Source organism: Streptomyces sp. NPDC059850 (assembly GCF_042731515.1).
Taxonomy (GTDB): domain Bacteria; phylum Actinomycetota; class Actinomycetes; order Streptomycetales; family Streptomycetaceae; genus Streptomyces.
The window spans coordinates 1493-26075 of sequence record NZ_JBHWJI010000075.1 but is presented as its reverse complement, the minus strand read 5'-3'; the positions used below and the strand labels follow the sequence as shown (position 1 = coordinate 26075).

22 protein-coding genes, 1 pseudogene and 1 riboswitch are annotated in these 24583 nt (G+C 69.0%); of the genes and pseudogenes, 13 read left to right on the top strand and 10 right to left on the bottom strand.

The features are described 5' to 3' along the window. Positions 1–216: 216 nt before the first annotated feature. The 4 genes from lhgO (at position 217) to ACFV9T_RS38075 (ending at position 5380) form a co-directional block, all read left to right on the top strand. A complete protein-coding gene (gene lhgO, locus ACFV9T_RS38090) occupies positions 217–1422 on the top strand; it encodes an L-2-hydroxyglutarate oxidase (protein ID WP_385447251.1) in 1206 nt (401 codons plus the stop codon). A gap of 513 nt (positions 1423–1935) precedes the next feature. After that, positions 1936–2769, top strand: a complete 834-nt coding sequence (gene trmB, locus ACFV9T_RS38085; RefSeq protein WP_385447249.1) for a tRNA (guanosine(46)-N7)-methyltransferase TrmB — start codon at positions 1936–1938, stop codon at positions 2767–2769. A 64-nt stretch (positions 2770–2833) separates the two neighbouring features. Beyond that, positions 2834–4438: a PrsW family intramembrane metalloprotease gene (locus ACFV9T_RS38080; RefSeq protein WP_385447247.1), complete on the top strand. Its 1605-nt coding sequence runs from the start codon at positions 2834–2836 to the stop codon at positions 4436–4438. A gap of 84 nt (positions 4439–4522) precedes the next feature. After that, positions 4523–5380, top strand: a complete 858-nt coding sequence (locus ACFV9T_RS38075; RefSeq protein WP_385447245.1) for a hypothetical protein — start codon at positions 4523–4525, stop codon at positions 5378–5380. Here the strand turns inward: ACFV9T_RS38075 and ACFV9T_RS38070 are convergent. From ACFV9T_RS38070 to ACFV9T_RS38055, 4 genes are all read right to left on the bottom strand, one after another. Next, the gene (locus ACFV9T_RS38070; RefSeq protein ID WP_385447244.1) at positions 5368–6225 is read right to left on the bottom strand and encodes an aldo/keto reductase; all 858 of its coding nucleotides are present in this window, start codon (positions 6223–6225) and stop codon (positions 5368–5370) included. The two genes, ACFV9T_RS38075 and ACFV9T_RS38070, sit on opposite strands and share 13 nt — an antisense overlap. Further along, positions 6159–7355 (bottom strand): JmjC domain-containing protein, encoded by a 1197-nt coding sequence (locus ACFV9T_RS38065; RefSeq protein ID WP_385447242.1) that lies wholly within the window; start codon positions 7353–7355, stop codon positions 6159–6161. The genes ACFV9T_RS38070 and ACFV9T_RS38065 overlap by 67 nt, the downstream gene beginning before the upstream one ends. 85 nt (positions 7356–7440) lie before the next feature. Further along, positions 7441–7608 (bottom strand): hypothetical protein, encoded by a 168-nt coding sequence (locus tag ACFV9T_RS38060; protein WP_385447240.1) that lies wholly within the window; start codon positions 7606–7608, stop codon positions 7441–7443. 236 nt (positions 7609–7844) lie between these two features. Further along, complete coding sequence (locus ACFV9T_RS38055; protein WP_385447238.1) at positions 7845–8336, bottom strand: ATP-binding protein; 492 nt, start codon at positions 8334–8336, stop codon at positions 7845–7847. 244 nt (positions 8337–8580) lie between these two features. On the opposite strand from ACFV9T_RS38055, the gene ACFV9T_RS38050 reads away from it, so the two are divergent. The 4 genes from ACFV9T_RS38050 to ACFV9T_RS38035 all read left to right on the top strand — a co-directional run bounded on the left by ACFV9T_RS38050 (position 8581) and on the right by ACFV9T_RS38035 (position 15593). Further along, positions 8581–9924, top strand: a complete 1344-nt coding sequence (locus ACFV9T_RS38050; protein ID WP_385447236.1) for a tetratricopeptide repeat protein — start codon at positions 8581–8583, stop codon at positions 9922–9924. Between the two features lie 61 nt (positions 9925–9985). After that, complete coding sequence (locus ACFV9T_RS38045; protein WP_385447270.1) at positions 9986–11158, top strand: serine hydrolase domain-containing protein; 1173 nt, start codon at positions 9986–9988, stop codon at positions 11156–11158. 298 nt (positions 11159–11456) lie between these two features. After that, positions 11457–12362 (top strand): restriction endonuclease, encoded by a 906-nt coding sequence (locus ACFV9T_RS38040; RefSeq protein ID WP_385447234.1) that lies wholly within the window; start codon positions 11457–11459, stop codon positions 12360–12362. Positions 12363–12452: 90 nt separating this feature from the next. Next, positions 12453–15593, top strand: coding sequence for a DUF3427 domain-containing protein (locus ACFV9T_RS38035; RefSeq protein ID WP_385447233.1), 3141 nt, complete (start codon positions 12453–12455; stop codon positions 15591–15593). Positions 15594–15597: 4 nt separating this feature from the next. Here ACFV9T_RS38035 and ACFV9T_RS38030 read toward each other — a convergent pair whose 3' ends face one another. Further along, positions 15598–16230 carry an ATP-binding protein gene (locus ACFV9T_RS38030; protein ID WP_385447268.1) on the bottom strand — a complete coding sequence of 211 codons (633 nt, stop codon included), beginning with the start codon at positions 16228–16230 and terminating at the stop codon, positions 15598–15600. Positions 16231–16482: 252 nt separating this feature from the next. Between ACFV9T_RS38030 and ACFV9T_RS38025 the strand changes: the two genes are divergently transcribed. The 4 genes and pseudogenes from ACFV9T_RS38025 (at position 16483) to ACFV9T_RS38010 (ending at position 18257) form a co-directional block, all read left to right on the top strand. Continuing rightward, entirely contained in the window at positions 16483–17301 is an 819-nt protein-coding gene (locus tag ACFV9T_RS38025) for a helix-turn-helix domain-containing protein (protein WP_385447231.1), read from the top strand. Continuing rightward, on the top strand, positions 17294–17494 hold the full coding sequence (locus tag ACFV9T_RS38020) for a DUF397 domain-containing protein (protein ID WP_385447229.1): 201 nt from the start codon (positions 17294–17296) through the stop codon (positions 17492–17494). The genes ACFV9T_RS38025 and ACFV9T_RS38020 overlap by 8 nt, the downstream gene beginning before the upstream one ends. A 23-nt stretch (positions 17495–17517) precedes the next feature. After that, positions 17518–17825, top strand: a pseudogene (locus ACFV9T_RS38015) (hypothetical protein). A 159-nt stretch (positions 17826–17984) separates the two neighbouring features. Then, positions 17985–18257: a hypothetical protein gene (locus ACFV9T_RS38010; RefSeq protein ID WP_385447227.1), complete on the top strand. Its 273-nt coding sequence runs from the start codon at positions 17985–17987 to the stop codon at positions 18255–18257. 178 nt (positions 18258–18435) lie between these two features. Here ACFV9T_RS38010 and ACFV9T_RS38005 read toward each other — a convergent pair whose 3' ends face one another. From ACFV9T_RS38005 to ACFV9T_RS37985, 5 genes are all read right to left on the bottom strand, one after another. After that, positions 18436–19392, bottom strand: a complete 957-nt coding sequence (locus ACFV9T_RS38005) for an aldo/keto reductase (protein WP_385447225.1) — start codon at positions 19390–19392, stop codon at positions 18436–18438. 144 nt (positions 19393–19536) lie between these two features. After that, entirely contained in the window at positions 19537–20718 is a 1182-nt protein-coding gene (locus ACFV9T_RS38000) for a M23 family metallopeptidase (protein WP_385447223.1), read from the bottom strand. Positions 20719–20729: 11 nt separating this feature from the next. Next, positions 20730–20871, bottom strand: a riboswitch (cyclic di-AMP (ydaO/yuaA leader). Between the two features lie 213 nt (positions 20872–21084). Next, entirely contained in the window at positions 21085–22317 is a 1233-nt protein-coding gene (locus ACFV9T_RS37995) for a PP2C family protein-serine/threonine phosphatase (protein ID WP_385447221.1), read from the bottom strand. 213 nt (positions 22318–22530) lie between these two features. Further along, positions 22531–22887 carry a hypothetical protein gene (locus tag ACFV9T_RS37990; RefSeq protein WP_385447219.1) on the bottom strand — a complete coding sequence of 119 codons (357 nt, stop codon included), beginning with the start codon at positions 22885–22887 and terminating at the stop codon, positions 22531–22533. A 136-nt stretch (positions 22888–23023) separates the two neighbouring features. Continuing rightward, the gene (locus ACFV9T_RS37985; RefSeq protein WP_385447217.1) at positions 23024–23794 is read right to left on the bottom strand and encodes a DUF6227 family protein; all 771 of its coding nucleotides are present in this window, start codon (positions 23792–23794) and stop codon (positions 23024–23026) included. Positions 23795–24154: 360 nt separating this feature from the next. Between ACFV9T_RS37985 and ACFV9T_RS37980 the strand changes: the two genes are divergently transcribed. Continuing rightward, positions 24155–24505 (top strand): hypothetical protein, encoded by a 351-nt coding sequence (locus ACFV9T_RS37980; RefSeq protein ID WP_385447215.1) that lies wholly within the window; start codon positions 24155–24157, stop codon positions 24503–24505. The last annotated feature ends 78 nt before the right edge of the window (positions 24506–24583 follow it).

Genomic DNA, 24583 nt, shown 5'->3' with positions numbered 1-24583 from the left:
GTGAACATCGGTGACCCGGTATCGGTGACCCGGTATCGGTGACCCTCGCGTGAGCTTCGGGCAAAGCCCGCGTGATCTTCACGCACCCGTCCGGATCCCAGGCGCCGCACGGGTTTCGGGCCGCTGTCAGTGGCGCAGGTCATGATAGGGATCGACGGTCGGGTGACCGGAGGGGTCGGGCGACGGTCGGTTGTGGCGCGTGGGGAGGTGCATGGCGTGACGGCGGTGGACTGCGACGTGCTGGTGATCGGGGGCGGGATCGTCGGCCTGTCGACGGCGTACGCGATCACGCGCGCGGCGCCCGGCACCCGCGTGACCGTGCTGGAGAAGGAGGCGGGCCCGGCCCGCCACCAGACCGGGCGGAACAGCGGAGTGATCCACAGCGGGATCTACTACCGTCCGGGCTCGCTGAAGGCGCGGTTCGCGGTGCGCGGCGCGGCGGAGATGGTGAAGTTCTGCGCCGAGTACGGCATCGCCCATGAGGTGACCGGCAAGCTCATCGTCGCCACCGAGCGCTCCGAGCTGCCACGGCTGCACGCCCTGGTCCAGCGCGGCCGGGAGAACGGGATCCCGGTGCGCGAGCTGGGCCCCGCCCAGATAGCGGAGTACGAGCCGTGGGTGCGCGGCCTCGCCGCGATCCACGTCGGCACGACGGGGGTGTGCGACTTCGGCGCGGTGGCGGCGCGGCTGGCCCGGCTCGCGCGGGACGCGGGCGCGTCCGTGCGGTACGGGGCGGGGGTGACCCGCATCGGCCGCCGCCCGGCGGCGGTCGCGGTCCGCACGGCGGACGGCACGGTGCTGCGGGCGCGGGCCCTGGTCAACTGCGCGGGGCTCCAGTGCGACGCGATCGCCCGGCTAGCGGGCGACGACCCCGGTATGCGGATCGTCCCCTTCCGCGGTGAGTACTACGAGCTGGTGCCGTCGCGTACGTCCCTGGTCAACGGCCTGGTCTACCCGGTTCCCGACCCCGCGTTCCCGTTCCTCGGCGTCCATCTGACCCGCGGCATCGACGGCGGCGTCCACCTCGGGCCCAACGCGGTGCCCGCGCTCGCCCGCGAGGGCTACACCTGGCGCACGGTCCGCCCGCGCGAGCTGGCCGGGACGCTGGCGTACCCGGGCGCCTGGCGGATAGCCCACCGCCACTGGCGGTACGGGGCGGGCGAGCTGCACCGCTCCCTCTCCAAGCGCGCCTTCACCGACGCCGTCCGCCGGCTGCTGCCGGATGTGACCCCCGACGACCTGATAGCCGCCCCGGCCGGGGTGCGCGCCCAGGCGGTGCTGCGGGACGGCACGCTCGTGGACGACTTCCTGATCTCCCAGTCCCCCCGAGTCGTCCACGTCCTCAACGCCCCCTCCCCCGCCGCCACCGCGTCCCTCCCCATCGGCCGCGAGGTGGCGAGGCGGGTGCTGGCGACGCTGTGACCGGCCTCACGACGACCGCCACCCGGTAGCGGGCGGGCCGGGCCAGCGCCCTCGCCCGCGGGCCCCAGGCCGCACGGCGCACCCCGGCCACGACCGATTGCCGCGACGGGTTGCCGCGACCGCCACGGTGCCGACGGGGGGGGTGCGCCACGGTGCCGACGGGGGTGCGCCACGGTCCCGACCGAGGGGGCGCCACGGTCCCGACCGAGGGGGCGCCACGGTCCCGACGGGGTGCGGGGCGGAGCCCGAGCCGGGGGTGCAGGGCGCAGCCCCAGCCGGGGGTGCGCGGACGCAGCCCCAGCCGGAGGCGCAGGGGCGCAGCCCCAGCCGGGGCGCAGGGGCGCAGCCCCGACGGGGGTACGGGGGCGGAGCCCCCGGAAGGGGTCTGGGGCGGAGCCCCAGCCGGGGCCCGGGGGCGGAGCCCCCGGTTTCGGGAAGGGGCGGGGTGGGGAAAAGGCCCACCCCCGTGCGCCCGGGAGCGGACCCACCCCCGCCCGTAGAATCGGAAGCACTGTGTCCGAGAACTCCACCGCCCCCGATGCCCACGCGGAGCGCCACCGCACCGTGCCCGCTCCCGCCTCCGCCCCCGCCAGCGACCGCGACCGCGACCGCGCCGAGCCCCGCTTCCCCGGGGGACCCGCCGCCGACCCGGCCGGTTCGCACCATGAGCGCCGCATCCGTTCCTTCCGCCCCCGCCGCGGCCGGGTGACCGTCGGCCAGGGCGAGGCGCTGCGCCGCCTGTGGCCGCAGTGGGGGCTGGACATCGACGGGCTGCACCCCCTCGACCTCGGCGAGCTGTTCGGCGACCCGGACCTCCCCGTCGTCCTGGAGATCGGCTTCGGCATGGGCGAGGCCACCGCGCAGATGGCCGCCGCCGACCCCGGCACCGGCATCCTCGCGGTCGACGTCCACACCCCCGGCCAGGGCAATCTGCTCGCCCTCGCCGAACGCGACGGCCTGTCCAACGTCCGGGTGGCCAACGGCGACGCGATCATCCTGCTGCGCGAGATGCTGGCGCCCGCCGCCCTCTCCGGGCTGCGCGTCTACTTCCCGGACCCGTGGCCCAAGAAGCGGCACCACAAGCGCCGGTTGCTCCAGCCCGAGTTCGTCGAGCTGGCCGCCACCCGGCTGCGCCCCGGCGCGCTGCTGCACTGCGCGACCGACTGGGAGCCGTACGCGGAGCAGATGCTGGAGGTCCTGACCGCCAGCCCGTCGTTCGACAACACCCAGCCCGACGGCGGCTACAGCCCGCGCCCGGACTTCCGCCCGCTCACCAAGTTCGAGTCCCAGGGGCTGGACAAGGGGCATATCGTCCACGACCTGATCTTCCGCCGCAACGACGCATAGCGGCCCTGCGCGGATGGGAACAATCCCGCAGTCCGCCACTCCCCCGTTCGTTAGGGTCGGTTGAGTGCATCAGTCCCCGTCCCCCCACCAGCCGCCCGATCCGCCGGTCACGCCGTACGAGCCGTACGCGCCGTACGACCAGCAGCCGTGGCTCGACGGCGTGGCCGCTCCGGGAGGCTGGCCACACGCACCACACCCGGGGCACCCTGGGCACCCGGGCTACCCAGGACACCCCGGGCACCCAGGAGGGGCGTGGGGCAGAACCAGCCGCTTCAGCCTCAGCCGCCTCTGGGACAACAAGGCACTGCGCGCCACCGCGCTCATCGGACTGCTGTCGCTCTCCGGCCTGGTCATCCTGGCCCTCGTCCGCGAGCAGACCGGCACCAAGGGCTTCCTGGTGGGGCTCGGCCTCGCCGTGCTGCCCGTACCGCTGATCATCTCGGTGTTCCGCTGGCTCGACCGCGTCGACCCGAAACCCTGGCGGAACCTGATCTTCGCCTTCGCCTGGGGCGCGTGCGCCGCGACGCTCGTCGCACTCATCGCCAACGGCTTCGCCACCGAGTGGCTCATGACCACCATCGCCGACTCGTCATCCCCGGGCGGCCAGGCCGACGCCGACACCTGGGGCGCCACGTTCGTCGCGCCGTTCGTGGAGGAGAGCGCCAAGGCGGCGGCCGTCCTCCTCCTCTTCGTGTTCCGACGACGCGACTTCAACGGGATCGTGGACGGGGTCGTCGTCGCCGGAATCACCGCCACCGGTTTCGCCTTCACCGAGAACATCCTCTACCTCGGCTCGGCCTTCGTCAGCGACCAGGAGTTCGGCTACTCGGGCATACGGTCCACCACCGCCGCGACGTTCTTCATCCGCGGCGTGATGTCCCCCTTCGCGCACCCCCTGTTCACCGCCATGACCGGCGTCGGCTTCGGCCTGGCCGCCGCGGCCGCCGCACACCAGCGCACCCGCCGCATCCTGCTGCCGATCGCGGCGCTGCTGGCCGCGATGGTCCTGCACGGCCTCTGGAACGGCTCGTCCACCCTCGGCGGCTACGGCTTCATCATCGTCTACGCCGCGTTCATGGTCCCCGTCTTCGGGCTGCTGACCTGGCTCACCATCTGGTCCCGCAACAACGAGCTGCGCACCGTACTCGACCAGCTCACCGCCTACCGGGCGGCCGGGTGGCTCACCCCGCCCGAGCCCTTCGCACTGTCCTCGATGCGCGCCCGTGGCATCGCCCGCGACCTCGCCCGCCGCTCCCAGGGCGCGGCGGCGGCCCGCGCGGTCGGCGAGTACATCGCCTCCGCGACCTCCCTCGCCTTCCTGCGCCGCCGCGCGTACCGGGGCACGGCGGGCCCCGACTTCACCACCCGCGAGCGGGAACTCCTCGACGTCCTCTGGGAACGCCGCGAAACGGCCCAACCAGCCCTGGCCCACGCGGCCCTCTCCCTCCCCCTCCCCTACCCAGGCCCACCCCAGACCCCCATCCCCCCGCCGTACTGGCCCACCCCGCCATACGGCGGCTACGGATACGGCTACGGCGCCCCCGGCTACGGCCCCCAGCCCCCACACCCGACGTACGCCCTCCCCCCGTCGTACGCCCCACAGCTCCCATCAGCACCTCACCCCGCCACCGTCCCGTACGGCCCCACGGACCCACACGGTCGCTCCTGATCCATCCTGATCGTCCAACACGGCCATCCTCGGCGTGAGGCGTCTCGGACTATCTCCCGCCGCCCCGCTGCTACGGTCGCGAGTATGACGCTCTCGGTCTCCACGGGTCAGGCTGTTGATCTACGGGTGCAGCCGGTTGACGAGATTCTTGACCACGTCGCGCGGTCTCTCCAGGTGCGCTTGCTCCCGGATACGGCGGTGCGCAAGCGCCGTTCCGTGGGAGCCCGGACAGACCGCGATACCTGGGTCCGGGTTGAGCGGCGCTTGCTCGACAAGATCACCGACCAAGGCTGGAACGGCACCGAGTGTGCCGCCCGCCTGGAGGGCGTCGCCCAGCCGACATGGCGGGGATGCGTGGTCTGGCGGGACGCGGACGGACCAGTGATGTGGCGGGCCGACGAAACCGACCTCCTACCGGCCGCTCCCGTCGGAAGCGCCATCTTGAGTGAAGCCCCGGAACTGCCAGATGAGTGGTGGGAGGCATTGAGCTCCTCGCTGGACGCGCTGGCCGCTCACAAGACGAGGCGAGTGGCCACACCGGACACCGACACCATCACCCAGGAATTGGTCACCGAGTCCATCCGAGCTGTCTTCTCCGACGACTTCGATACGACCGTGCAGCGATGGGTACCGGCCCACGCGGACCTGAACTGGGCCAATGTGACCGCTCCCGTCTTCAGCCTCTTCGACTGGGAGGACTGGGGCAACGCACCGCAGGGGCTGGACTCCGCCTCACTGTGGGCAAGCTCGCTCGCCGCCCCCGCTCTGGCCGATCGCGTATGGCAGGAGCGCCAGCGCGACTTCGAGAGCCGGGACGGCAAGCTGATGACGTTGTTCGTCTGCTCAAAGATCCTCGGACCGTACGCGCACCCGGAAGACCCCCGACTGGAACCCGCGCGGCGCATGGCCGAGCAGGTCATCGAGGACCTTCAGGCGGGGTGATCAAGCGAGCGGTCACGAAGGAGTCTTCGGTACTCCCCGATGGTCCGCTCCTCGACCTCACCGGCCAGGGCGCCAACGAGCTCGCCCAGATGAGCGGGTTCGTCGGTGCCCACGGCAACGGCGGTGACTCGCGGGAGGTGATAGGCGGCCCGGAAGGCTGCCTGCACGCGGGAGAGCCGACCGCTGTCCCGGAGGAAGACGCGCGGGTCGATCCTGGCCCACACTGGGGCGCTCACGCTGCCTCCGAAGGGGCTCATCCCCCACACCGCGCCATCGCCCAGGTCCCATGCCTTGACGAGAGCATCAGCGGCACCAAGCGTTCTGACTCCGACCAGCAGGCCGGCGCGGACCATGAGGACCGACGGCCTCGGTGAGGTCGGGTCGATCAGGTCCAGCAGCGGTGATGGATCCCAGGAAGCGATGCCCCAGGCGGCACACAACCCTTTCGCCGCAGCGCCGTCGAGGGCGGCACACGCCCGCGCCAGCACGTCCCGGTCATGAGGGGCGGCCCCGCGGAGCGAGTGTTCCGGGTTGTGCAGGAACACGAGGTCAGGCTCCCGCCCGAGATCGTCGGCCGCCTGTTCCACAGCCGCGTGCAGCCGTACGGAGTCCAGGGAGTGCTCCCCGCCGTTCCTGCCCGGGAAGTACCCGACCTTCGTGGAGACCGTGAACTGCGGCAGCAGATCACCGGCTGTCCGAGCCAGAATCCGATGCGAGTGAAAGCCGAGGTAGTTGGTGCTGGTGTCGAGTGCGGTCACACCGAGATCAAGCGCTCCGGTCAGAAGGCGGCGTTCATGACGAGACCGGTGTAGCCCGAGGACAACTCGGGCGTCAGCACCGCGCACAGCTCCTCCTCAACCAGGATCTCGGCGAGCTCTGCCACTTCCGCACCGACGGCGGCCGCAGCCCGCTCCAGCAGAACCGGCCTGCCGCTCAGCAGCATCCGTAGCGCGGGTAGGGCCTTGGCCGTGAAGGTGAGCTTCTTCCCTGCGGCCACGACGTCGACGGTCTCCCCGTTCTCCACAACGCGGGGAGGGAAGTGGGCGATGCACACCACGGCGTCGAGCGGCCCGAAGATGTCGAGATACGGCAGGTGACGTGGCAGCGTCATCTCCTGCTCGTACGCGGTCAGGAAGTCGGCCGGAGGACGTTCGCCGACCAGCGCCGTGGCGGCCTCGACCAGGGCCTCGCTGTCGGGGCCGTGCCGACGGTCCAGGTCGTGCCGGAAGATCTCGCGTTCGCGGCCCCAGTCGGCCAGCCAGGCGAGCCAGCTCGCTCCGGTGCGTTTGGTGATGCCGAACGTGACGTGAAGGCTCTTGCCCGAGCCGCTGCCGGTCCGGGTCGCCTGATGCCAGTGCCCTCGGGGAATGTGCATGACGTCACCGGTCTTCAGGAGACCGGACCAGATGATCTCGTCGCTCGGGGTGTCGTTGGGGTCGGAGTCGCGGTACATGGGGACCGTGCGCGAAGTCGAGCGGACCTCCCACTCCTTCTCGCCCGCAAGCTGCACGATCACGACGTCGTGGTCGTCCCAGTGCAGGGGGAAGCCGGCGGCGTCGTTCGTCGTCAGGTACGCGTTGACCTGTACGCGCTCGTGGGACCACCACTGCAACGCCCGGCACGCGGCCTCCATCGTCGGATCGAAGACGTTGGCCTGGTCGAGGATGAGCGTCGCACCTTCCCGCAAGAGCCTCCCGAGGCTGCGCATGTTGACCATGGGGATGCTCTGGCCCCGAGGACTGACGCTGTCGGTGTAGTAGACGGCCGGGTGTACCTCCTCGCCCTTCTGGAAGCATCGGAACTGCGGGCGGTTGAGGCTCCTGCGCATCGCTATATCGAGCATGCGATTCGGACTCAGGAAGCGGGAGACGAGAGCGGGGTCGTCCATGCTTCCCCGCACGAAGCCCTTGCCAAGCTCCTGCGCTCCGCTCCATCCGAGTGCTGTCTCGATCGCGCTGATCAATCGATGTTCCATCGCTGCGTCCTCCATGGGTTCGACCACGTGATGCGGACGCGGCGGGGCCGGCACGACCAGTCGTATCGGCCCCGCCGCTTGGTGCTTACTCGCTGTCGTGCAGGTTGCCGTCGCCGCCCGGCCACGGCGTGTCGCCCGAACTTCCGGCGTTGTCGGACCGGAGGCTGTCGTACCGATCGTGGACGGCGGTCAGCTCTTCGACCGCCACCAGGAGGCCGCTCCGGGCCGGAGGCGGTGTCGTGTGCTCTGCCACCTCGTACTCCTTCCTCTTGGGATCTCCCGCCGGGGCTCCGACGGGAGGTCGTGGCCGCCCCACGGCCGTGGGAGCAATGGGAGTCCGTGGGACGACGGTCATGGGGCGGCCCGGTGAGCCGCAGTGCTACACCAGCGGTCGTGCAGGCCGGTCGTTCATCGACAGGACGCCCGCTTCCCGGCGCACGTTGGCTCGGGGATCCTGCGACGGAGCCGTTCGCAGCGTGTGCCGCCTCATCACGCGACTGTCGGAATGCGCGGCTCGGGATCGACTCGGGGCTCCCGCTTCCGCCAAGTCGCGAATACTCTGCGCAGACCGGCGGCGCGGACAGCGGGCATCGCCGCGGGAAGCACGATCTCCGCCCATACGCGCTTGCCAGGTCCGGAGGGCTCCCAGGCACACCGCGACGCGAAACGGCCAACCAGCGCCAAGCCCCGCCCGCTCTCGTCGTCGGCTTGGCTACAACCCACGTGCGGAGCCGACGGGTTGCGATCAAACACGTCGATCACCAAGCGACCGGGACGATAGTGCACCGTGACGGTGACGGGCCCCACCCCATGGACTACGGCGTTGGTGATGAGCTCGGAGGCAACGAGTCGGATGGTGCCGACCATCTCGTCATCCAGCGGCACACCCCACGTACGCACCTTGTCGACGACCGTGCGCCGGGCGAGGGGCACTTCCTTTTCCGTACCCGCGAGGACGAACCGATGGACGAGCGTGGGCATAGCGGATGCCTCCGAAAAGCTGGAGAGCGGCTCCGTCCCCGACGGGGGACACGGGGATGGAGCCGCCGATCTGAGGAAACCGTTCCGAGAGCGTGCCCCGAGGACGGCTGGTACTCAGTCAACGGCCGCAGCGCGCACGTCGGAACGTTTCCAGGGGGTTTCTCCGGTGGAGGGCCCCTCCCCGGACATGGACACGTGAAGTAGCCTCCCAGCTACGCCGCGAGAGGATGACGGGAGTGATGACGTGCTTGGTGAGCCGTTAGCAGCCCATCCGCTGAGCTTCGTCCGCCAGTCGCGCGGGTGGGGGAAGGCCGAATTCGCCCGGCTCATGCAGGCTCACGGAAGATCGCTTGGAATCCCGTTGGCGACCAACCGGACAACCGTCTGGAAGTGGGAGCAGGGGCAGGAGCCGGACGCGGATGCCCAGCGCGTCCTCGCCGATCTGCTGCGTGTCCCGTACGAACAGGCGCGCGCGGAAGGGTGGCCGCGGTGGCTTCCCGTTTGGGAAGTGACGGGGCTTACCGCCCCGTGGACCGAGGCCGGCACGGTCGAGGCGTTGTCCGATCTGGTGGGTAGTGGCCGCATGGATCGCCGGGGCTTTCTCACCATCACCGGCACCGCCCTGACGGGGCTCGCGTCGAGCTGGGTGGACGCGCCCTCCGCCTTCGCCTCAGCGCTCAACGGTGATCAGGTCACAGACACGATGGTTTCTACGATCGAGCAACGCATCAGCACGCTCCGCACGCTCGACGACCAGCTCGGGGGCGCCCGGCTTCTGGAGCAGGCGCGTGGCGATCTCGCTCTCGTCACCGGTCTCCTCGGCGCCGGCCGATACACCGACAGGATCCGTGTCCGCCTGTACGCGCTCGCGGCCCGGGTATCGCATCTCACCGGGTGGATGGCCTACGACGCTGGTCTGCGGTCCGTCGGCCAGCGGTATTACGTCGGGGCCCTGCGCAGCGCACGTACCGCTGGGGACGATGCCTTCGGCGCCTTCGTCCTCGCGGAGATGGGGGTCCACGTCTCCGAAGCCGGACGCGCCGCCGAGCGGGTCGACCTCATCTCGACCGCCATCGACAACGCTCCCCGCTCCCTGTCGCCTTGTACTCAGTCCTTCCTCTACCTGCACAAAGCCGAGGCATTGTCGCGCGACGGCGACCACCGCATGGCCGGCACGGCCCTCAACCGCGCCGTTTCCCACTGGGAGCACCACGCGGAGGAAGAGAACCCGGACTGGCTCGACTGGTTCACCGAGGCGCAGCTGAAGTCGACCGAGGGCAAGGTCCTGCTGCGCGCCGGGCAGGTGGAGCGCGCGACGAGTTCCCTGGAGACCTCCGTGAAGAGCGCGGCTCCGCGGGACAAGGCCGTACGGTCCAGCCGCCTGGCTGAGGCACGGCTCACTGCTGGTGACCTGGAGGGAGCGCTGGACGCCGCCAACTTCGGCGCCCGGCTCCTGGAGGACAGCGTCAGCTCCATACGGGCTCTGGACCGCCTGAAGGAGTTCTCCGCGCGGCTCGAACCGCACAGGTCCGTCGCCTCTGTCCGCGAGTTCCGCGACCGCCTTCAGGCGCTGCCCGTCGCAGCCTGATAGACACCGAGGCCGAACCCGCCCCGCCGGGGAGATCAGTCAGACTGCCAGGATGAACGGCATGACGACGATCCACGGTGAGGTGGCGCCCGGGTTCGAACCGGTGCGTGAGGCGTTCAAAGCGAACTTCGCCCGGCACGGGGACATCGGCGCGGCAGTGTGCGTGTACCAGCACGGCCGGCCTGTGGTGGACCTGTGGGGTGGCGTCGCCGATGCCGAGACCGGTCGTCCGTGGACACGGGAGACGCTGCAACTGGTCTACTCGGCGACCAAGGGAGCGACCGCCACCGCGGCGCACATGCTGGCCGAGCGCGGCGCGCTGGACCTGGACGCGCCAGTGGCCAAGTACTGGCCGGAGTTCGCCGCGAGCGGCAAGGCGGACATCCCGGTGCGCTGGCTCCTCTCCCACCAGGCCGGCCTAGTCACACTGGATCAACCGGTACCGCTGAAGGAGGCGTTGACCTGGCATCCGATTGCGGCAGCGCTGGCCGCCCAGCGCCCCCTTTGGACTCCAGGTACGGCGCACGGGTACCACGGGCGGACCTGGGGCTGGCTCGTCGGCGAAGTGATCCGCCGAGTATCCGGCCGCTCACCCGGCCGCTTCTTCGCCGACGAGATCGCCGCCCCGCTCGGTCTGGACTTCTTCATCGGCTTGCCCGCGGGTGAACGCGACCGGGTCAGCCGCATGGTCTACCAGCGGCCGGACGTCGACCTCACCACCGTGCCCGCCGAGTCACTCCCTGAGGAACTCCGCGAATTGGTCGCCGCTTGGCGTGACCCGAACTCATTCAGCAACAGGGCGTATGCGGTCACCGACCCACCCGAGATCGACTTCAGCTCACCGGAGGTGCAGGCCGCCGAACTCCCGGCGTCCAACGGCATCGGCACCGCACACGCACTGGCGCGGATGTACGCCGCGCTGATCGACGAGGTGGACGGCGTGCGCCTGCTCAACCCGGCAACCCTGGCGTCGGCGACCAAGGAGCAGGCCGGCGGAAAGGACCAGGTGATGCTGATTCCGAGCCGGTTCAGCTCCGGGTACATGCTGCCCACCGAGACCAACCCCATGACCGGCCCGGACGCCTTCGGCCACACCGGCCGCGGCGGCTCCCTCGCCTTCGCCGACCCGGAACATGGCCTCGCCTTCGGCTACGCAATGAACCGCATCATCGGGGGGTCCGACGATGTGCGTGCGGCTTCGCTGGTAGACGCGGTGCGAACTTCGCTGGCGTAGGCGGCGTGCGCCCGGGAACTGGCCCACCCCGCCAAAGGGTGGCTACGGGTACGCACCCCCGGCCAGGGATACGGGTACGGCTCCTCCTTCAGCCCCAGACACCCCGCGTCCAACAGACCCCGACACCGGACGTACGCCTCCAACCGTCGCACGCCCCGCAGCTCCCGGCGGGCCCGCGAGGTCAGCACTAAGCCACCCAGGCTGACAACCCAGGTATTGCTGGGCCCCGCCTTCCAAGATCGTGCGCTTATATGACTAACGTGTGAGTCGACCATGATTGGTGGATCTTGGGGGACTCATGTGGGACATAGCGCTCGGCGAGGAGCGCAAGCGGACAAAGATCCAGAGCACGTACGGCGGCAACCACCAGACGGGGATCGCCCACTCCAACTCATCGGCCAATGTGCTGCTGTTCACCAACCCCGAACGTGGCCACAAAGTCGGCTACTTCGACGGCTGGGGCAAGGACGGCTTCTACCACTACACCGGCGAAGGCCAGAAGGGCGACCAGAAGATGACCCCGGGAAACCGGGCCATACTTCAGCACGTCCAGGACGGGCGCGCGCTACGCCTGTTCAACGCAGTCGCCAGGGGCGTCTACGCGTACCTTGGGGAGTTCACCCTCGCAGATCCTCCCTGGTACTACCGGGACGCGCCCGATGCGAACGACGAGTCACGCAGCGTGATCATGTTTCGCCTCAAGCCGATCGACCAGGTGGCCGACCCCGGCGAGAGTCTCTCGTTCACACCGCGCAATGAAGACTTGATCGAAGACGTCGAGATCGAGCAGCATCAGACAGAGCGCACGACCGTCAGTACGAAGAGCAAGCAACACGAAGCTGAGCGGCGTGAGGCCCCCTTGGTCACGAAGTATCGGGACTACTTGGAGGCGCAAGGCCACACCGTCAAGCGCAAGAAGATCATCCCTGCTGGTGAGGTAAGGGCCCTCTACACCGATCTGTACGACGTCACCGCCGACGCTCTCATCGAGGCCAAGGGCACTGTGGCCCGCGAAGCCGTGCGCATGGCCATAGGGCAGCTGTATGACTATCGGCGCTACATCTCGCCCAAGCCATCACTTGCTGTCTTGCTGCCCGCACGGCCCCGACAAGATCTGGTTGACCTGTGCAACATGTCAGGCGCGGCGGTGATCTGGCCCCACGGCGAGGTCTTCGACAGCAGCGCCGCAGATCCCCTGCACTGACGCTCGCCTGCCTGAAGACGGGCAGTTCAGGCGCGGTGTCAGAGTCACTTGGTACAACGTCTATGCCACAAGCGATGAGGGGATGCTGCGATGGTCGACCACTGGGCGGACCAGACCACACCGGTGCCTGGCCTGTACGAGCGGCTGATCACGTCACGCATCGAGGACCAGCTGAAGGCGCTGGACGCCGCAGGGTGGAAGACCATCCAGCAGAAGGTCGGCGAGCACTCCTCCCCGCACGTCCTCGCGCGCCACGTCGCCGACACGGTGCGGCAGATCTTCGCCAACCTGCCCCCTCACGAGCAGGTCATCGCGGCCAACCACATCCTTGAGTCGATCAGCACGCTCGACGGCGCCACGCAGTGGATCGACCTCATCGCCGACGGCCCTCGGCAACTGATCGCCGTCGCCGAGCAGGAGGCACCGGGCGTCTACTCCATGCGCCCGGCCACACCGCTCTCCGAGACGGCGCTCATCACCAACTCCCCCGAGGACCCGAACCTGGGCTTCGAGCTGCGGGCCGAATTAGCTACCGCAGACCGCGTCGACCTGCTCTGCGCGTTCGTGAAGTGGCACGGCCTGCGGGTCCTGGAGGAGTCGCTGAAGGCGGCGCGGGATCGCGGGGTGCCGATCCGCGTCATCACGACCACATACATCGGAGCCACCGAGCGGACCGCCCTGGATCGACTCGTCAGGGAGTTCAACGCCGAGGTCAAGGTCAACTACGAGGTACGGTCCACGCGGCTGCACGCAAAGGCCTGGCTGTTTCGGCGGAACAGCGGCTACGACACCGCGTACGTGGGGAGCTCGAACCTCTCCAGGGCCGCATTGCTCGACGGCTTGGAATGGAATGTCCGTCTCTCATCGGTAGCGACGCCGCCGGTGTTGAAGAAGTTCGAGGCCACCTTTGACTCGTACTGGAGCGAGGCCTCCTTCGAGACGTACGACCCTGACAGCGACGCCACTCGGCTCGAAGAGGCGCTCACCCTGGCGAGCGGAAAACAGCGCACCGGCACGCACGCCATCAGCCTGTCCGGCCTTGAAGTGCGGCCGTACCCACATCAGCAAGACATGCTCGAACGACTCCATATCGAGCGGGACATCCACAACCGGCACCGCAACTTGCTGGTCGCAGCGACGGGCACGGGGAAGACCGTCATGGCCGCGCTCGATTACAAGGAGTTGAAGAGGAAGCACCAGGGGCGGCCTCTCAACCTCCTCTTCGTCGCACACCGCCAAGAGATCCTGAAGCAGTCGCTCCGCACGTATCAAGAAGTGCTCGATGATGCGAACTTCGGGGAACTGCTCGTTGGAGGGGACAAGCCACAAGACTGGACGCACGTCTTTGCTAGCGTCCAGTCCCTCACCACTCGGTCCCTGGAACAACTCGCTCCCGACCACTTCGACGTCGTCGTCATCGATGAGTTCCACCACGGGGTTTCACCGACCTACCGACGCATCATCGACCACTTCAAGCCGATGGAGCTCCTGGGCCTGACGGCCACACCAGAGCGCATGGACGGACGGAATGTCCAAGATGAGTTCTTCGACGGCCACATTGCCGCCGAGATGCGCCTGTGGGAGGCGCTGGAGAATGATCTACTTAGCCCCTTCCACTACTTCGGCATAGCCGACAACACGGACCTCGAAGGGCTCACCTGGAAGCAGGGTTCGTACGACACAGGCGAGCTGGGCCAGCTCTACACGGGAAACCATGCGCGAGCTCGTCTCATCGTGAAGGCCGTGCAGGAGAAGGTGACGGATCCGGGCACAATGCGGGCGCTGGACTTCTGTGTCACCGTCGCGCACGCTCACTTCATGGCCGACTTCTTCCGCCAGGCTGGCATCAGCACCCAGGCCCTCGACGGGTCCACCCCCACCACGGAACGCGCCCAGGCCCTGAACGACCTGCGTAACGGCAAGGTGCAGGTCCTGTTCTCGGTCGACCTCTTCAACGAAGGGCTCGACATCCCGGATGTGGACACCCTCCTCCTGCTCCGCCCGACCGCCAGCGCCACGGTGTTTCTGCAGCAGCTGGGCCGGGGCCTGCGACGCACGCCGGATAAGGCCGTGCTCACCGTCCTCGACTTCATCGGACAGCACCGCAAGGAGTTTCGCTTTGAGGAGCAGTTCCGCGCGCTGACGAGCTTCACCCGCAACCGGCTCACGGAGCACATCGAGCGCGACTTCCCGCAGCTGCCCTCGGGGTGCGAAATCATCCTCGACCGCAAGTCCAAGCAACGGATCCTGGAGAACATCAAGAGCCAGATCAACGTCAACGTTCGGCAACTGACACAAGAGGTGGCCGCCTACGCCGAACCACGGCTCGACGCCTATCTCCGTGAGAGCCGCCGCGAGCTCAAAGAGCTGTATCGCAGCAACAACTCATGGACACGCCTCCTGAGGCGAGCCCGCCTGCTGGGCGAGGAGCATCCCGAGGGCGAAGAGGCACTGCTCAAGCGGGTCTCGGCATTCCTCCATGTCGATGATCCACAACGCGTCCATGCCTACCGCCGGATGCTGGCCGATGACACCCCGGAGTACGACGCGCTCGACGCATCGGGGCAGGCGTACGCACGGATGCTCTTCTTCTCCTTGTGGCCACTGGGCGGTGGATTCGCCAGCTACGCCGAGGGCTTCGCGTCCTTGCGCCAGCAGAGTGCGTTCCGCAGCGAGCTGAGCCAAGTACTGGCGTACAACCTGGAGCACACCGACCACTACCCGATCCCGCTCCTGGGTGAGCACGGCGGAGTCCCACTGGCCGTCCACGCCTCCTATAGCCGCGAGGAAATCCTGCCCGCCCTCGGCCAGGCGGAGGTGGGCGGCTTCGTCCCGGGAAACTTCCGCGAGGGAGTGAAGTGGTGCGAAGGGCTCCAGACCGATGCGCTCTTGATCACCCTTGAGAAGGACGATAAGGACTTCTCGCCGCAGACCCGGTACAAGGACTACGCGATGAGCTCAGAGCACTTCCACTGGGAATCGCAGAACCAGACCTCGGAGTCCTCCCCCACGGGCCTGCGCTATCAGCAGCATCAGCAGCGCGGCACCCATGTGCTGCTTTTCGTCCGGCGCTACAAGAAGACCGACATCGGCGGACCCCAGCCGTGGATGCTGCTTGGCCCCGGCACGTACGAATCTCATCAGGGCAGCAAGCCCATGGGCATCGTCTGGCGGCTCCAGCACGAACTGCCTGCCGATGTCTGGACGTACTCGGCCATCGCAGCGGGGTAGTCGCTCAGCCGACCGCGCCGAGCTCCGCTTCGAAGTGCATCTGCGCTCGATCCAAGGCCGTGTCGGGGTCCTGCCCATGGGCACGGAACCAATGGAGGAGGTCGGCGATCACGGCGATCGCCGCCTCCTCCGCCACAGCGTGGCTCAGCGGCGAAGTAGCGCTCGTCTGCAAGAGGGGCTGGCCGTAGAGGGTCAGCAGGGCCTCGGCACGATGCACCTGAGGCCGATCAACGTGGGTGTCGTCTCGCCTGAGCTCGGTGGCGATCTCGCACCAGGTGGTCTTGCCTCGCTCGGTCGGGATCACCCCCCAACGGTCGGTTACGGCAGTGACCAGGGCCAGCCCCCGACCCGACTCGGCCGTGGCTGCTGCACTCAGCAGCGTGGGCAATGCACGGGAGTCCGGATCGCTGATCGCAATGCGCAGGTAGGTGCCGTTCATGTCGACGGCCATGGTGGTCGGAGTCCCGAGGCCGACGTGGGTGATGACGTTGGCAACGAGTTCGCTGACGCAGATCTGCGCAGCGTCCACGAGGTCAGGTAGGCCCCAGAGTGTGAGGTGCGTACGCACGATGCGCCTCAGTGCGGCCACTTCGCCTGGTTCCGCCAAGAAGGGAAGGTCCCACGCCTTCCGCTGCATGCACTGCTCGACAACCACGCGCCTCAACTCCTTGCCGTTGCACCACTCCAGGTGATCACCGATCGCAATCACCTTGTTCCTCTTGGTGACTTCACGTGAGAGCATGGCACCGCACATTCCGACATGCAATGTGCATATGAGGATTCGCCCGATTGGGTGACTGACGAATGGCCAAGCGCCGACAAGACTGAACGAACGTCACCAGATGAGGAGTTCACGGTGCCCGGATCACCCACTGCACGACGTCGCCGCTTGGCGATCGAGCTCAAGAAACTTCGTGAGGAGCACCAGCTCACCTGCGGTCAGGTAGGCAAGGAACTGGACTGGAGCGGTTCGAAGGTCAACCGCCTGGAGACGGGCCAGGGTCGCGTCCAGCCATCGGACGTCGATGCGCTCTGCCGCTTCTACGGCACCCCCGACGAGCTGCGCGAACTCCTCAAGGAGCTGGCCAAGCAGTCCAAGATGCGCGGCTGGTGGCATGCGTACGGTAGCGCGGTGCCCACCTGGTTCTCGGTCTACGTTGGACTCGAGCAGGCGGCTTCTGGGCTACGGACCTACGAATGCGAATGTGTGCCCGGCCTCCTGCAGACGGCTGACTACGCACGCGATCTCCATCAGGCCACGACTCCCTCGAGCTCCGAGGACGTCGAGCAGGTAATCGGCGTACGGATGGAACGGCAGGCCCTGCTGACGAGCGCGACGCCTCCCGACCTATGGGTGATCATCCACGAGAGCGTCCTGCGACATGCGATCGGCAGTCCCAGGGTGATGCGGGAGCAACTCGAACACCTCCTGGAAGTCGCCCAGCTGAAGAGCGTCACAATCCAGGTGCTGCCGTTCGACGCCGGGAGCTACCCTGCCGTGGGGGCGTTCAGCATCTTGAAGTTCCCCGAGCAGGAGGACCTCGACGTCGTCTATCGCGACGGCCTGACGGACGCCGTGTACCTGGAGCGTCCGGAAGACATCGCTCAATATGCGAAGGCGTTTGACAACCTACGTGCGTTGTCCTTGAGTCCTCAGCGATCCAGCAATCTCATCAGGCATGCGATGCGAGGACTGACGGATGACTGACATAGCAACGCTCGTGTGGCACAAGAGCAGCTACAGCAATGGGGCCGGGGGCAACTGCGTGGAGACGGCGAAGCTGCCGGACCACGAGACCGCCGTACGGGACTCGAAGCGTCCGGATGGGCCCGTACTCGGGTTCACGCAGGGCGCGTGGGGGGACTTCGTCACGGCCCTGCGGCGGGATGAGCTGGGCTGACCCAAGGAGTGGGAGGTAGCGGCATGGCTGGAGTAACGGCGGGGCTGGTGGCTGCGGGTGGGTTGATCGGGGGGGGTATGGGGTGGCCCGGTGGACCAGGAGGCGGCCGCTCGGTGGGGTCGCGCTGGCGGCGGCCGGGGCCGTGACCGCCAAGGGGTGGCGCGAGAAGGCGGGGAACGGGACGGCGGCCGCGTTGAGCGGGTTGTACGTGGCCGCGTTCGCCGGGTCGCATCCGCTGGCGAAGAAGGTCGGGGCGTGGCCGTCCGTCTTCGGAGTCGCCGGTGGGGTCGCCGCCGCTTCGTGGGTGCTGGCCGATCGGCGCGGGGCGTAGGAGCGTCCGGATACGCGTCACTGCGCCATTGGAGGTGACCGAAGGGCAGTCCTTGGGCCGTGTGGATCAATTCCGGCGTCCCCATCAGGACTTTCTTATGATTTTCTCTTAAATCTGAAGTGACAGTCGACATCCGACTGCGCTTCATGTGGAGGAATCATGCAGATCGCGAAGAAGGCGGCCTTCCTGGCCGCGACCGCCGGCAGCCTGGTGCTCCTCGGGACCGGCACCGCGGCCGCCCACGGTGGCACGGACCACGAGGCGCCTCCCCCCGCGAACGTCCAGTCGTGCAGCGTCACCACCGGCGACATCAGCTTCACCAACGGTGACGTCACCACCGGGAACGTCGGGGACGACTCCCCGGTCGCCAACAACACCGTCATCATCAGTGTCAGCTGCTTCAACACCACCGAGACGACTGAGGCGGCTTAAGAAGTAAAACGCTGGGAGTCTCCGGGCGAGGATCATGCACTGAGCGAGTTGGAGAAACGCGTCGTGCATGTCGCCCCGGGGCTCCCAGCGCACACGTGAACGACCGTGACCGCCACGGAGTGACGGCCCGAGCGGCCAGGACGGCGTTGCGGGGCGTCGCCGTCCCGGCGCCGTGGGGTCAGTCCGAGGCGGACGTCAGGAGGTTCAGTTCCGGGTCCGTGAGGTGGAGGTCTACCGAGGCCAGGAGGGCCGGGAGTTGGGCCGGGACGCGGGCGCTGGCGACGGGGGCGACCACGGTCGGCTGGGCGGTGAGCCAGGCCAGGGCGACGGTGGCGTGGTCGGCGTTGTGGTTGGCGGCCACGTCGTCGAGGGCGGCGAGGACCTTCTGGCCGCGCTCGGTCTCCAGGTGCTGGGCGGCGCCCGTGGAGCGGGCGCTGTCGACCGTGGCGCCGGGGCGGTACTTGCCGGTGAGGAAGCCGGACGCGAGGGAGTAGTACGGGAGCGTCGCCAGGCCGTGGCGGGCGGCGACGTCGGCCAGGTCGCCCTCGAAGGTGTCGCGCGAGACCAGGTTGTAGTGGGGCTGGAGGGCGACGTAGCGGGCCAGGTTCTCCCGGGCGGAGAAGTCGAGGGAGGCGTCCAGGCGCTCGGCGGAGATGTTGGAGGCGGCGATCTCGCGGATCTTACCCGCCTTCACCAGCTCGTCGAGGGTGGAGATGATCTCGTCCACCTGCACCGACGTGTCGTCGAAGTGGGTGTAGTAGAGGTCGACGTAATCCGTGCCCAGGCGCTGGAGGGACTCGTCCAGGCCGGACTTGATGGCGGAGGAGGAGAGTCCGCGGGGCTCCGGGGTGCCGGCGCCGACCTTGGTGGCGAGGACGATGTCGTCGCGGTTGCCACGGGAGGCGAACCACTTGCCGAGGACGGTCTCGGACTCGCCGCCCTTGTTGCCGGGCGCCCACGCGGAGTAGACGTCGGCGGTGTCGACGAAGTTGCCACCCGCCGCCGCGTACGCGTCGAGCACCTCGAAGGACTCGGCCTCGTCGGCCGTCCAGCCGAAGACATTGCCGCCCAGGGAGAGCGGGAAGACGGACAGGCTGCCGATGGTCTTACGGGTGTTCTCGCGGGTCTCAGTCATACGTATAGACAACGTCTCCGGCGGACCCGTCTATTCCGGTGGCGGGGGACAAAGCGAACCGGCGGCCCTGGCGTCAAGGGGGGAGAGAGCGCCAGAGCCGCCGGAACGAGGGGCCGTCGGAACGGCGACGGCCGGATCAGGGGGTCACGGGTTCAGCCCGTGGTCGCGCAGCCAGGTCAGCGGGGCGATCGGGGAGCCGCCGCCCGGTCGCACCTCCAGGTGGAGGTGGGGGCCGGTGACGTTGCCGGTGGCGCCGACGCGGCCGATGGTCTCGCCCGAGGACACCTTGCCCGAGGTGACGACCATGGACGACAGGTGGCAGTACCAGATCTCGGTGCCGTCATCGAGCTTGAGCACGATGCGGTAGCCGTACGAACCGGCCCAGCCCGCCTGGGTGATCGTGCCGCCGCCCACCGCCTTGACCGGGGTGCCGGTCGGGGCGGCGAAGTCCTGGCCGGTGTGGTCGGCGGACCAGATGTCGCCGGCCTGGCCGAAGCCCGCGGTCAGGGTGTACGAGGCAACGGGGAGGGTGAACCCGGCGGAGGTGGAGGTGGAGGTCTTGGCGGGGGTGTCGGCGGCCTTGGCCTCGGCGGCCTTCTTCTCGGCCGCTTCCTTCGCCTTGGCGGCCTCGGCGGCCTTCTTCTTGGCGGCGGCCTCGGCCTTCTTCTGGTCCGCCAGGTCGCGGGCCTTGGCCGCGGCCTTCGCGGCGTCGCCGGCGGCGGCCTTCGCGGCGGCCCGCGCCGCGGCCTCGCGCCGGTCGTCGTCCGCCGCGGTCTGCTGGCTCTCGGCCTGCTGGAGGATGCGGGTGCGCAGCGCCTCGCCCGAGTCGGCACCGCTCGTGGCGAGGGTGGCCGCGGCGGGCTGGGCGGAGTCCTGGTCGTCGGCCATCAGGGAGCCGATGCCGGGCAGGTCCTTGGCGGCGGGGAGCTGGGCCTTGACCTCGTCGGCGACGTGGGCGAGGTCCGGCATGGAGATGGGTGCGGCCGGACGGTCCTTGGCGGTCGCCATGCCGCCCGCGCCGACCGCCGCGATGACGCCGACGCCGAGGACGGCACTGCTGCGGGCCATGGTCCCGCCGCGCTGCTTGACGACGCGGTGCCTGCCGCGCAGCGGAGCGATGGACTCCTCGGTGGGGTTCCACTCGTCCCAGACGGCTTCCTTGCCGACGGAAGCGGCGGACGGCTCATCTGGTTCGGCACCGAGTCCGACCGCGGGGCGGGCGCCGGCTCCGGCGTCGAAGCCGACTCCGTACGCGGTCGCGGTGCCGATACCGGTACCGGACGAGCGGTACGGAGCTTCGTCCAGTACGGACCTGTTGGACGCCACCGGGGCGCACTCCTTTCCTTCCCTCTCGCCTACCGGGTTAGCTGACGGGTTCGGAGCAGGAAGGTCTCCTACGGGTCAGGTTCGACCCGATTCACCCCAAGGTGGTGGTTCCCCGGTTCCCTTGGTACATACGGGATTCGGCGACGGCGCACGGTGCCGCCCTTGCGACGGCTGTGTCGACCGCGCTGCGTTATCGAACGTTAATAGAGAGCGCGACATGATTCCAAGCTCTTCTGAAGAATCCGCGTAGCTTTGGCATGAACTTAGTAACCAAGGAAGGACAGATGGGGGCGTTTCGCCTCACTTGAAAAGGGATGGTAAAAACCTCCGGCGGGCTGATCGTGTGTCAATCGTTATCCGTGCCCGTCACGGTTGGCTACGGTCCGTGTCCGGAGCGGGGGGTGTCGTTCCGTTCGGCGTCGTTCCGTTCGTACCGGGCGGGCGCCGCACCGCGAGCAGTGCCATGTCGTCCGAACTCTCCCCGCCCGAGTGCAGCGCTACGTCCTCCACCAGCGCGTCGAGCAGCCCGCCCGGTCCGGTGAAGCGGCGGCCGCGCAGCCGCTCCTCGGGGACGTAGAAGGTGCCGTGCCGGTCGCGGGCCTCGGTCACCCCGTCCGTGAACAGCAGCAGCGTGGCGTCCTCCGGGAACCGCAGCTCCGTCACCCGGTCGGGCCACGCGCCGAGTTCGCCCATCCCCAGGGGCAGCGCGGGCGTCTCCGGCTCCAGGGGGCGCACCTCGCCGTCGCCGGGCAGCAGCAGCGGCGGGGGGTGGCCTCGGTTGATGAGGCGGAGGGTGGAGTCGCCGCGCGGGATCTCGCCGAGTACGGCGGTGGTGAACCCCTCGAACGCCTCCAGCTCGGCCCGCCGGGCACCCTCGCGCCGCAGCGCCCGCTCCAGCCGCCCCGCCAGCCCCTCCAGCGTCGACTCCTGCTCCGCCGCCTCCCGGAACGCGCCGATGAGGACCGCGACGACCTCCACCGCCTGCAGCCCCTTGCCCCGGACGTCCCCGACGATCAGCCGCACGCCGTGCGGGGTGTCCTGCACCGCGTACAGGTCGCCGCCGATCGCCGCGTACCGCTCGGCCGCCACATAGCGCGCCGCGATGTCAAGACCGGCGATACGGGCGGGCGGTACGGGCAGCACGGCCCGCTGCGCCGCCTCCGCGATGCCGCGCGCCGAGGCCAGCCGCCGGTCGCCTCGGCGTACGACGCGGTTGATCACGAGCGCGAGCAGGGCGACGGTGGCCACCGTGGCGATCTCGGTCGCAGCCTGGGTCGGGTCCCGTACGCCGTGCAGCTCCGCGAGCAGACAGACGGCGGTGAGGGCGAGGACCGTCGTGATGATGGTCTGCCGCAGCGGGAAGAGGGAGGCGGCGACCAGCGGGGCCGCGGCGAAGAAGGGGGAGGCGGTGTACGGGGCCGGGGCGGCGAGGTCGAAGGCGACGCCGCCGAGCAGGAGGAGGGCGGGGGTCCACGGGGCCAGCCGGCGCCCCGGCGAGGCCTGGACGGCCTCCTCGGCCGTGATGAGACCGGCGGCCGCGCCGGAGGAGTCGGGAGCGGCGGGCGTACGGGCGCCCGGACGCGCCCTGCTCCCTCGCACCCGCACCACCGGCCTGTCTCGCTTTCCCTGGTTCGTGACCCCGTCATCAGGCTTCCGGGTGCCGGGGCGCGGCGCGAGCCGGTGGCGGCCATGTGGGTGCGTACGAACGCCCCGCGGCCCCGGATGGCAGGCATCCGGGGCCGCGGGGTGAGCCGTGGCGTGCGCCAGGGCCCGTCAGCCGAGGCCGGGGCCGTCGGCGTGGGTCTCGTCGGTTCAGGGGGTGCCGGTAGCGATGTTGGTGCAGTTGCTGCCGATGGTGGTGTCACCCGTCGGGGCGAGCGCGGCGGCGCCGACGATCGTACCGACGGCGGTGTCACACTCGTTGCTCTGGACGGCCGCAGTGCCGCTGGTGAAGTTGATGCAGTTGGAGGCGATGTTGATGTCGCCCGACGGGGCGGTCACGGCGCCCTCGACGATGGTGCCGACCGCCGTGTCGCACGCGTTGGTCTGGATCGTCCCGAAGGGGTCGAAGCCCCCGTAACCACCGTGAGCGGACGCCCCGCCCGCGCTCCCCAGCACCAGGGCGCCTGCCGTTGCGGCCAGGACAGCAACCTTCTTTCCGATGTTCACTTGATTTCCTCCAGAAAAGCCGAATCCGCGGAAAACCACACGTTCCGATTGAACGGAAGAACATCCGCGACATCGGGGAGGCGCGCACACACTTCACCCGATGGGCCCACTGTCGGACTATTCGGAAATCAGCACCTCAGAGGTCGACGCCGAGGGCGCGGGCGTGGCGGTCGGCCGCCAGCTCCGCCGACACCTCGTCGAGGTAGACCTCGCACACCAGCCGCCCGTCCCGGGTCAGGTTGTGCTCCAGCTCCCACAGCACGATCTCGTCCCCGCCCGCGAGCAGGAAGGCGTGCTCGTAGAAGCGGCACCAGGTGGCGTCGGGGCCGCCGGAGCGGCGGCGCGGCTTGGGGGCGAGGGCGATGTCATGGGCGAAGGCGGTCATCAGCAGCCGCTCGGTCTCCTCCCCCGGCCGGTCGGGGTTCTCGGCGCGGCGGAGGACGCGGCGGGCGTGGTCGGCCGAGTTGTCGGCCACGTACGCGCGCTGGGCTCCCGGGGGCTCGGCGGCCTGGAGCATCTGCTCCGGCAGCCACAGCGGTAACCCGTCCAGCTCCTCCCAGCGGGCGCCGCCGATGCAGCGGTGGACGCGGCGCTCGGCGAGCGCGAGGGCGCCCTCGTCCGCGTACAGCTCGAAGAGCGGGCGGTCGTCCGGGCCGGTGTTGTGCTCCAGCTCCCACAGCAGCAGGCTGCTGCCGTCGGGCAGCAGGAAGACATGCCGGTACGTCGTATAGCCACGTGGACCTGACGGCTCGTTGCACTGCCGGCAGGAACGCAGCTCGGACTGGTGCATCAGGGCGCTCCGCGCCCGGCTCAGCACCGCCTCACCGATCTCGAAGCCGTTCTGCGCACGGGCGAGCAGCCCGTCCATCAGCTCGGCGGGGGTGCCCCCCGCTCCTGAGTGCCCCACGTCTCTCCTCCCGCCCCCGGGTGACTCCCTCGCGTACTTAGCGTAGCGGCGCGAATACGCGCCGCGCCTGTGGTTCCGCGAAGCAGCCGGTCGGACTTGTGCCTCACTCACTCCTGCGTCGTGAAGCCAGGATGTATCACTTGTTCGACGGACCGAACAAATCGGAATGTCATATTCCGGATACCTGGGTGCCAATGGGTTTCCCGAAAAGGCGGCACGCCGCAGCCCCCTGAATGCCTGTCATATGAGGGACGCCCTATGCCAGACGAGTGAAACGAAGTCCGCGCCCAGTGCCTTTCCCGAATGCCTTCGTTGAGTCAGGCGTCCGTGAATCCGCGGAATAACCACACGGAGGATTAAGTGAACATCGGCAAGAAGGCAGCCTTCCTGACCGCAGCGGCCGGCGCTCTGGTCTTCGTCGGCGCTGGCGCCGCGAGCGCGCACAACTACGGCAGCGACCTGGGTGCCATTCAGACCAACGCGTGTGACACCGCCACGAGCGCCATCATCACCGGCGCTGTGACGGCTCCGGCGGGCGACTTCAACATCGGCTCCGACTGCATCAACTTCACCAACTCCGGTGCGGTCTTCCAGAGCAACGACTGCGACACCGCCACCGGCCCGATCACCACCGCCGCCGCGCTGGCCCCGACCGGCGACATCAACATCGGCAGCAACTGCACCAACATCGCGGTCGACGACACTCCGTGACGCCGCCGCGCGTGACGTCACCGCGTCGCTGAACACCCCACGGTGTTCCCGCTGAATCGGGGGGCCGGGGAGAGTGGT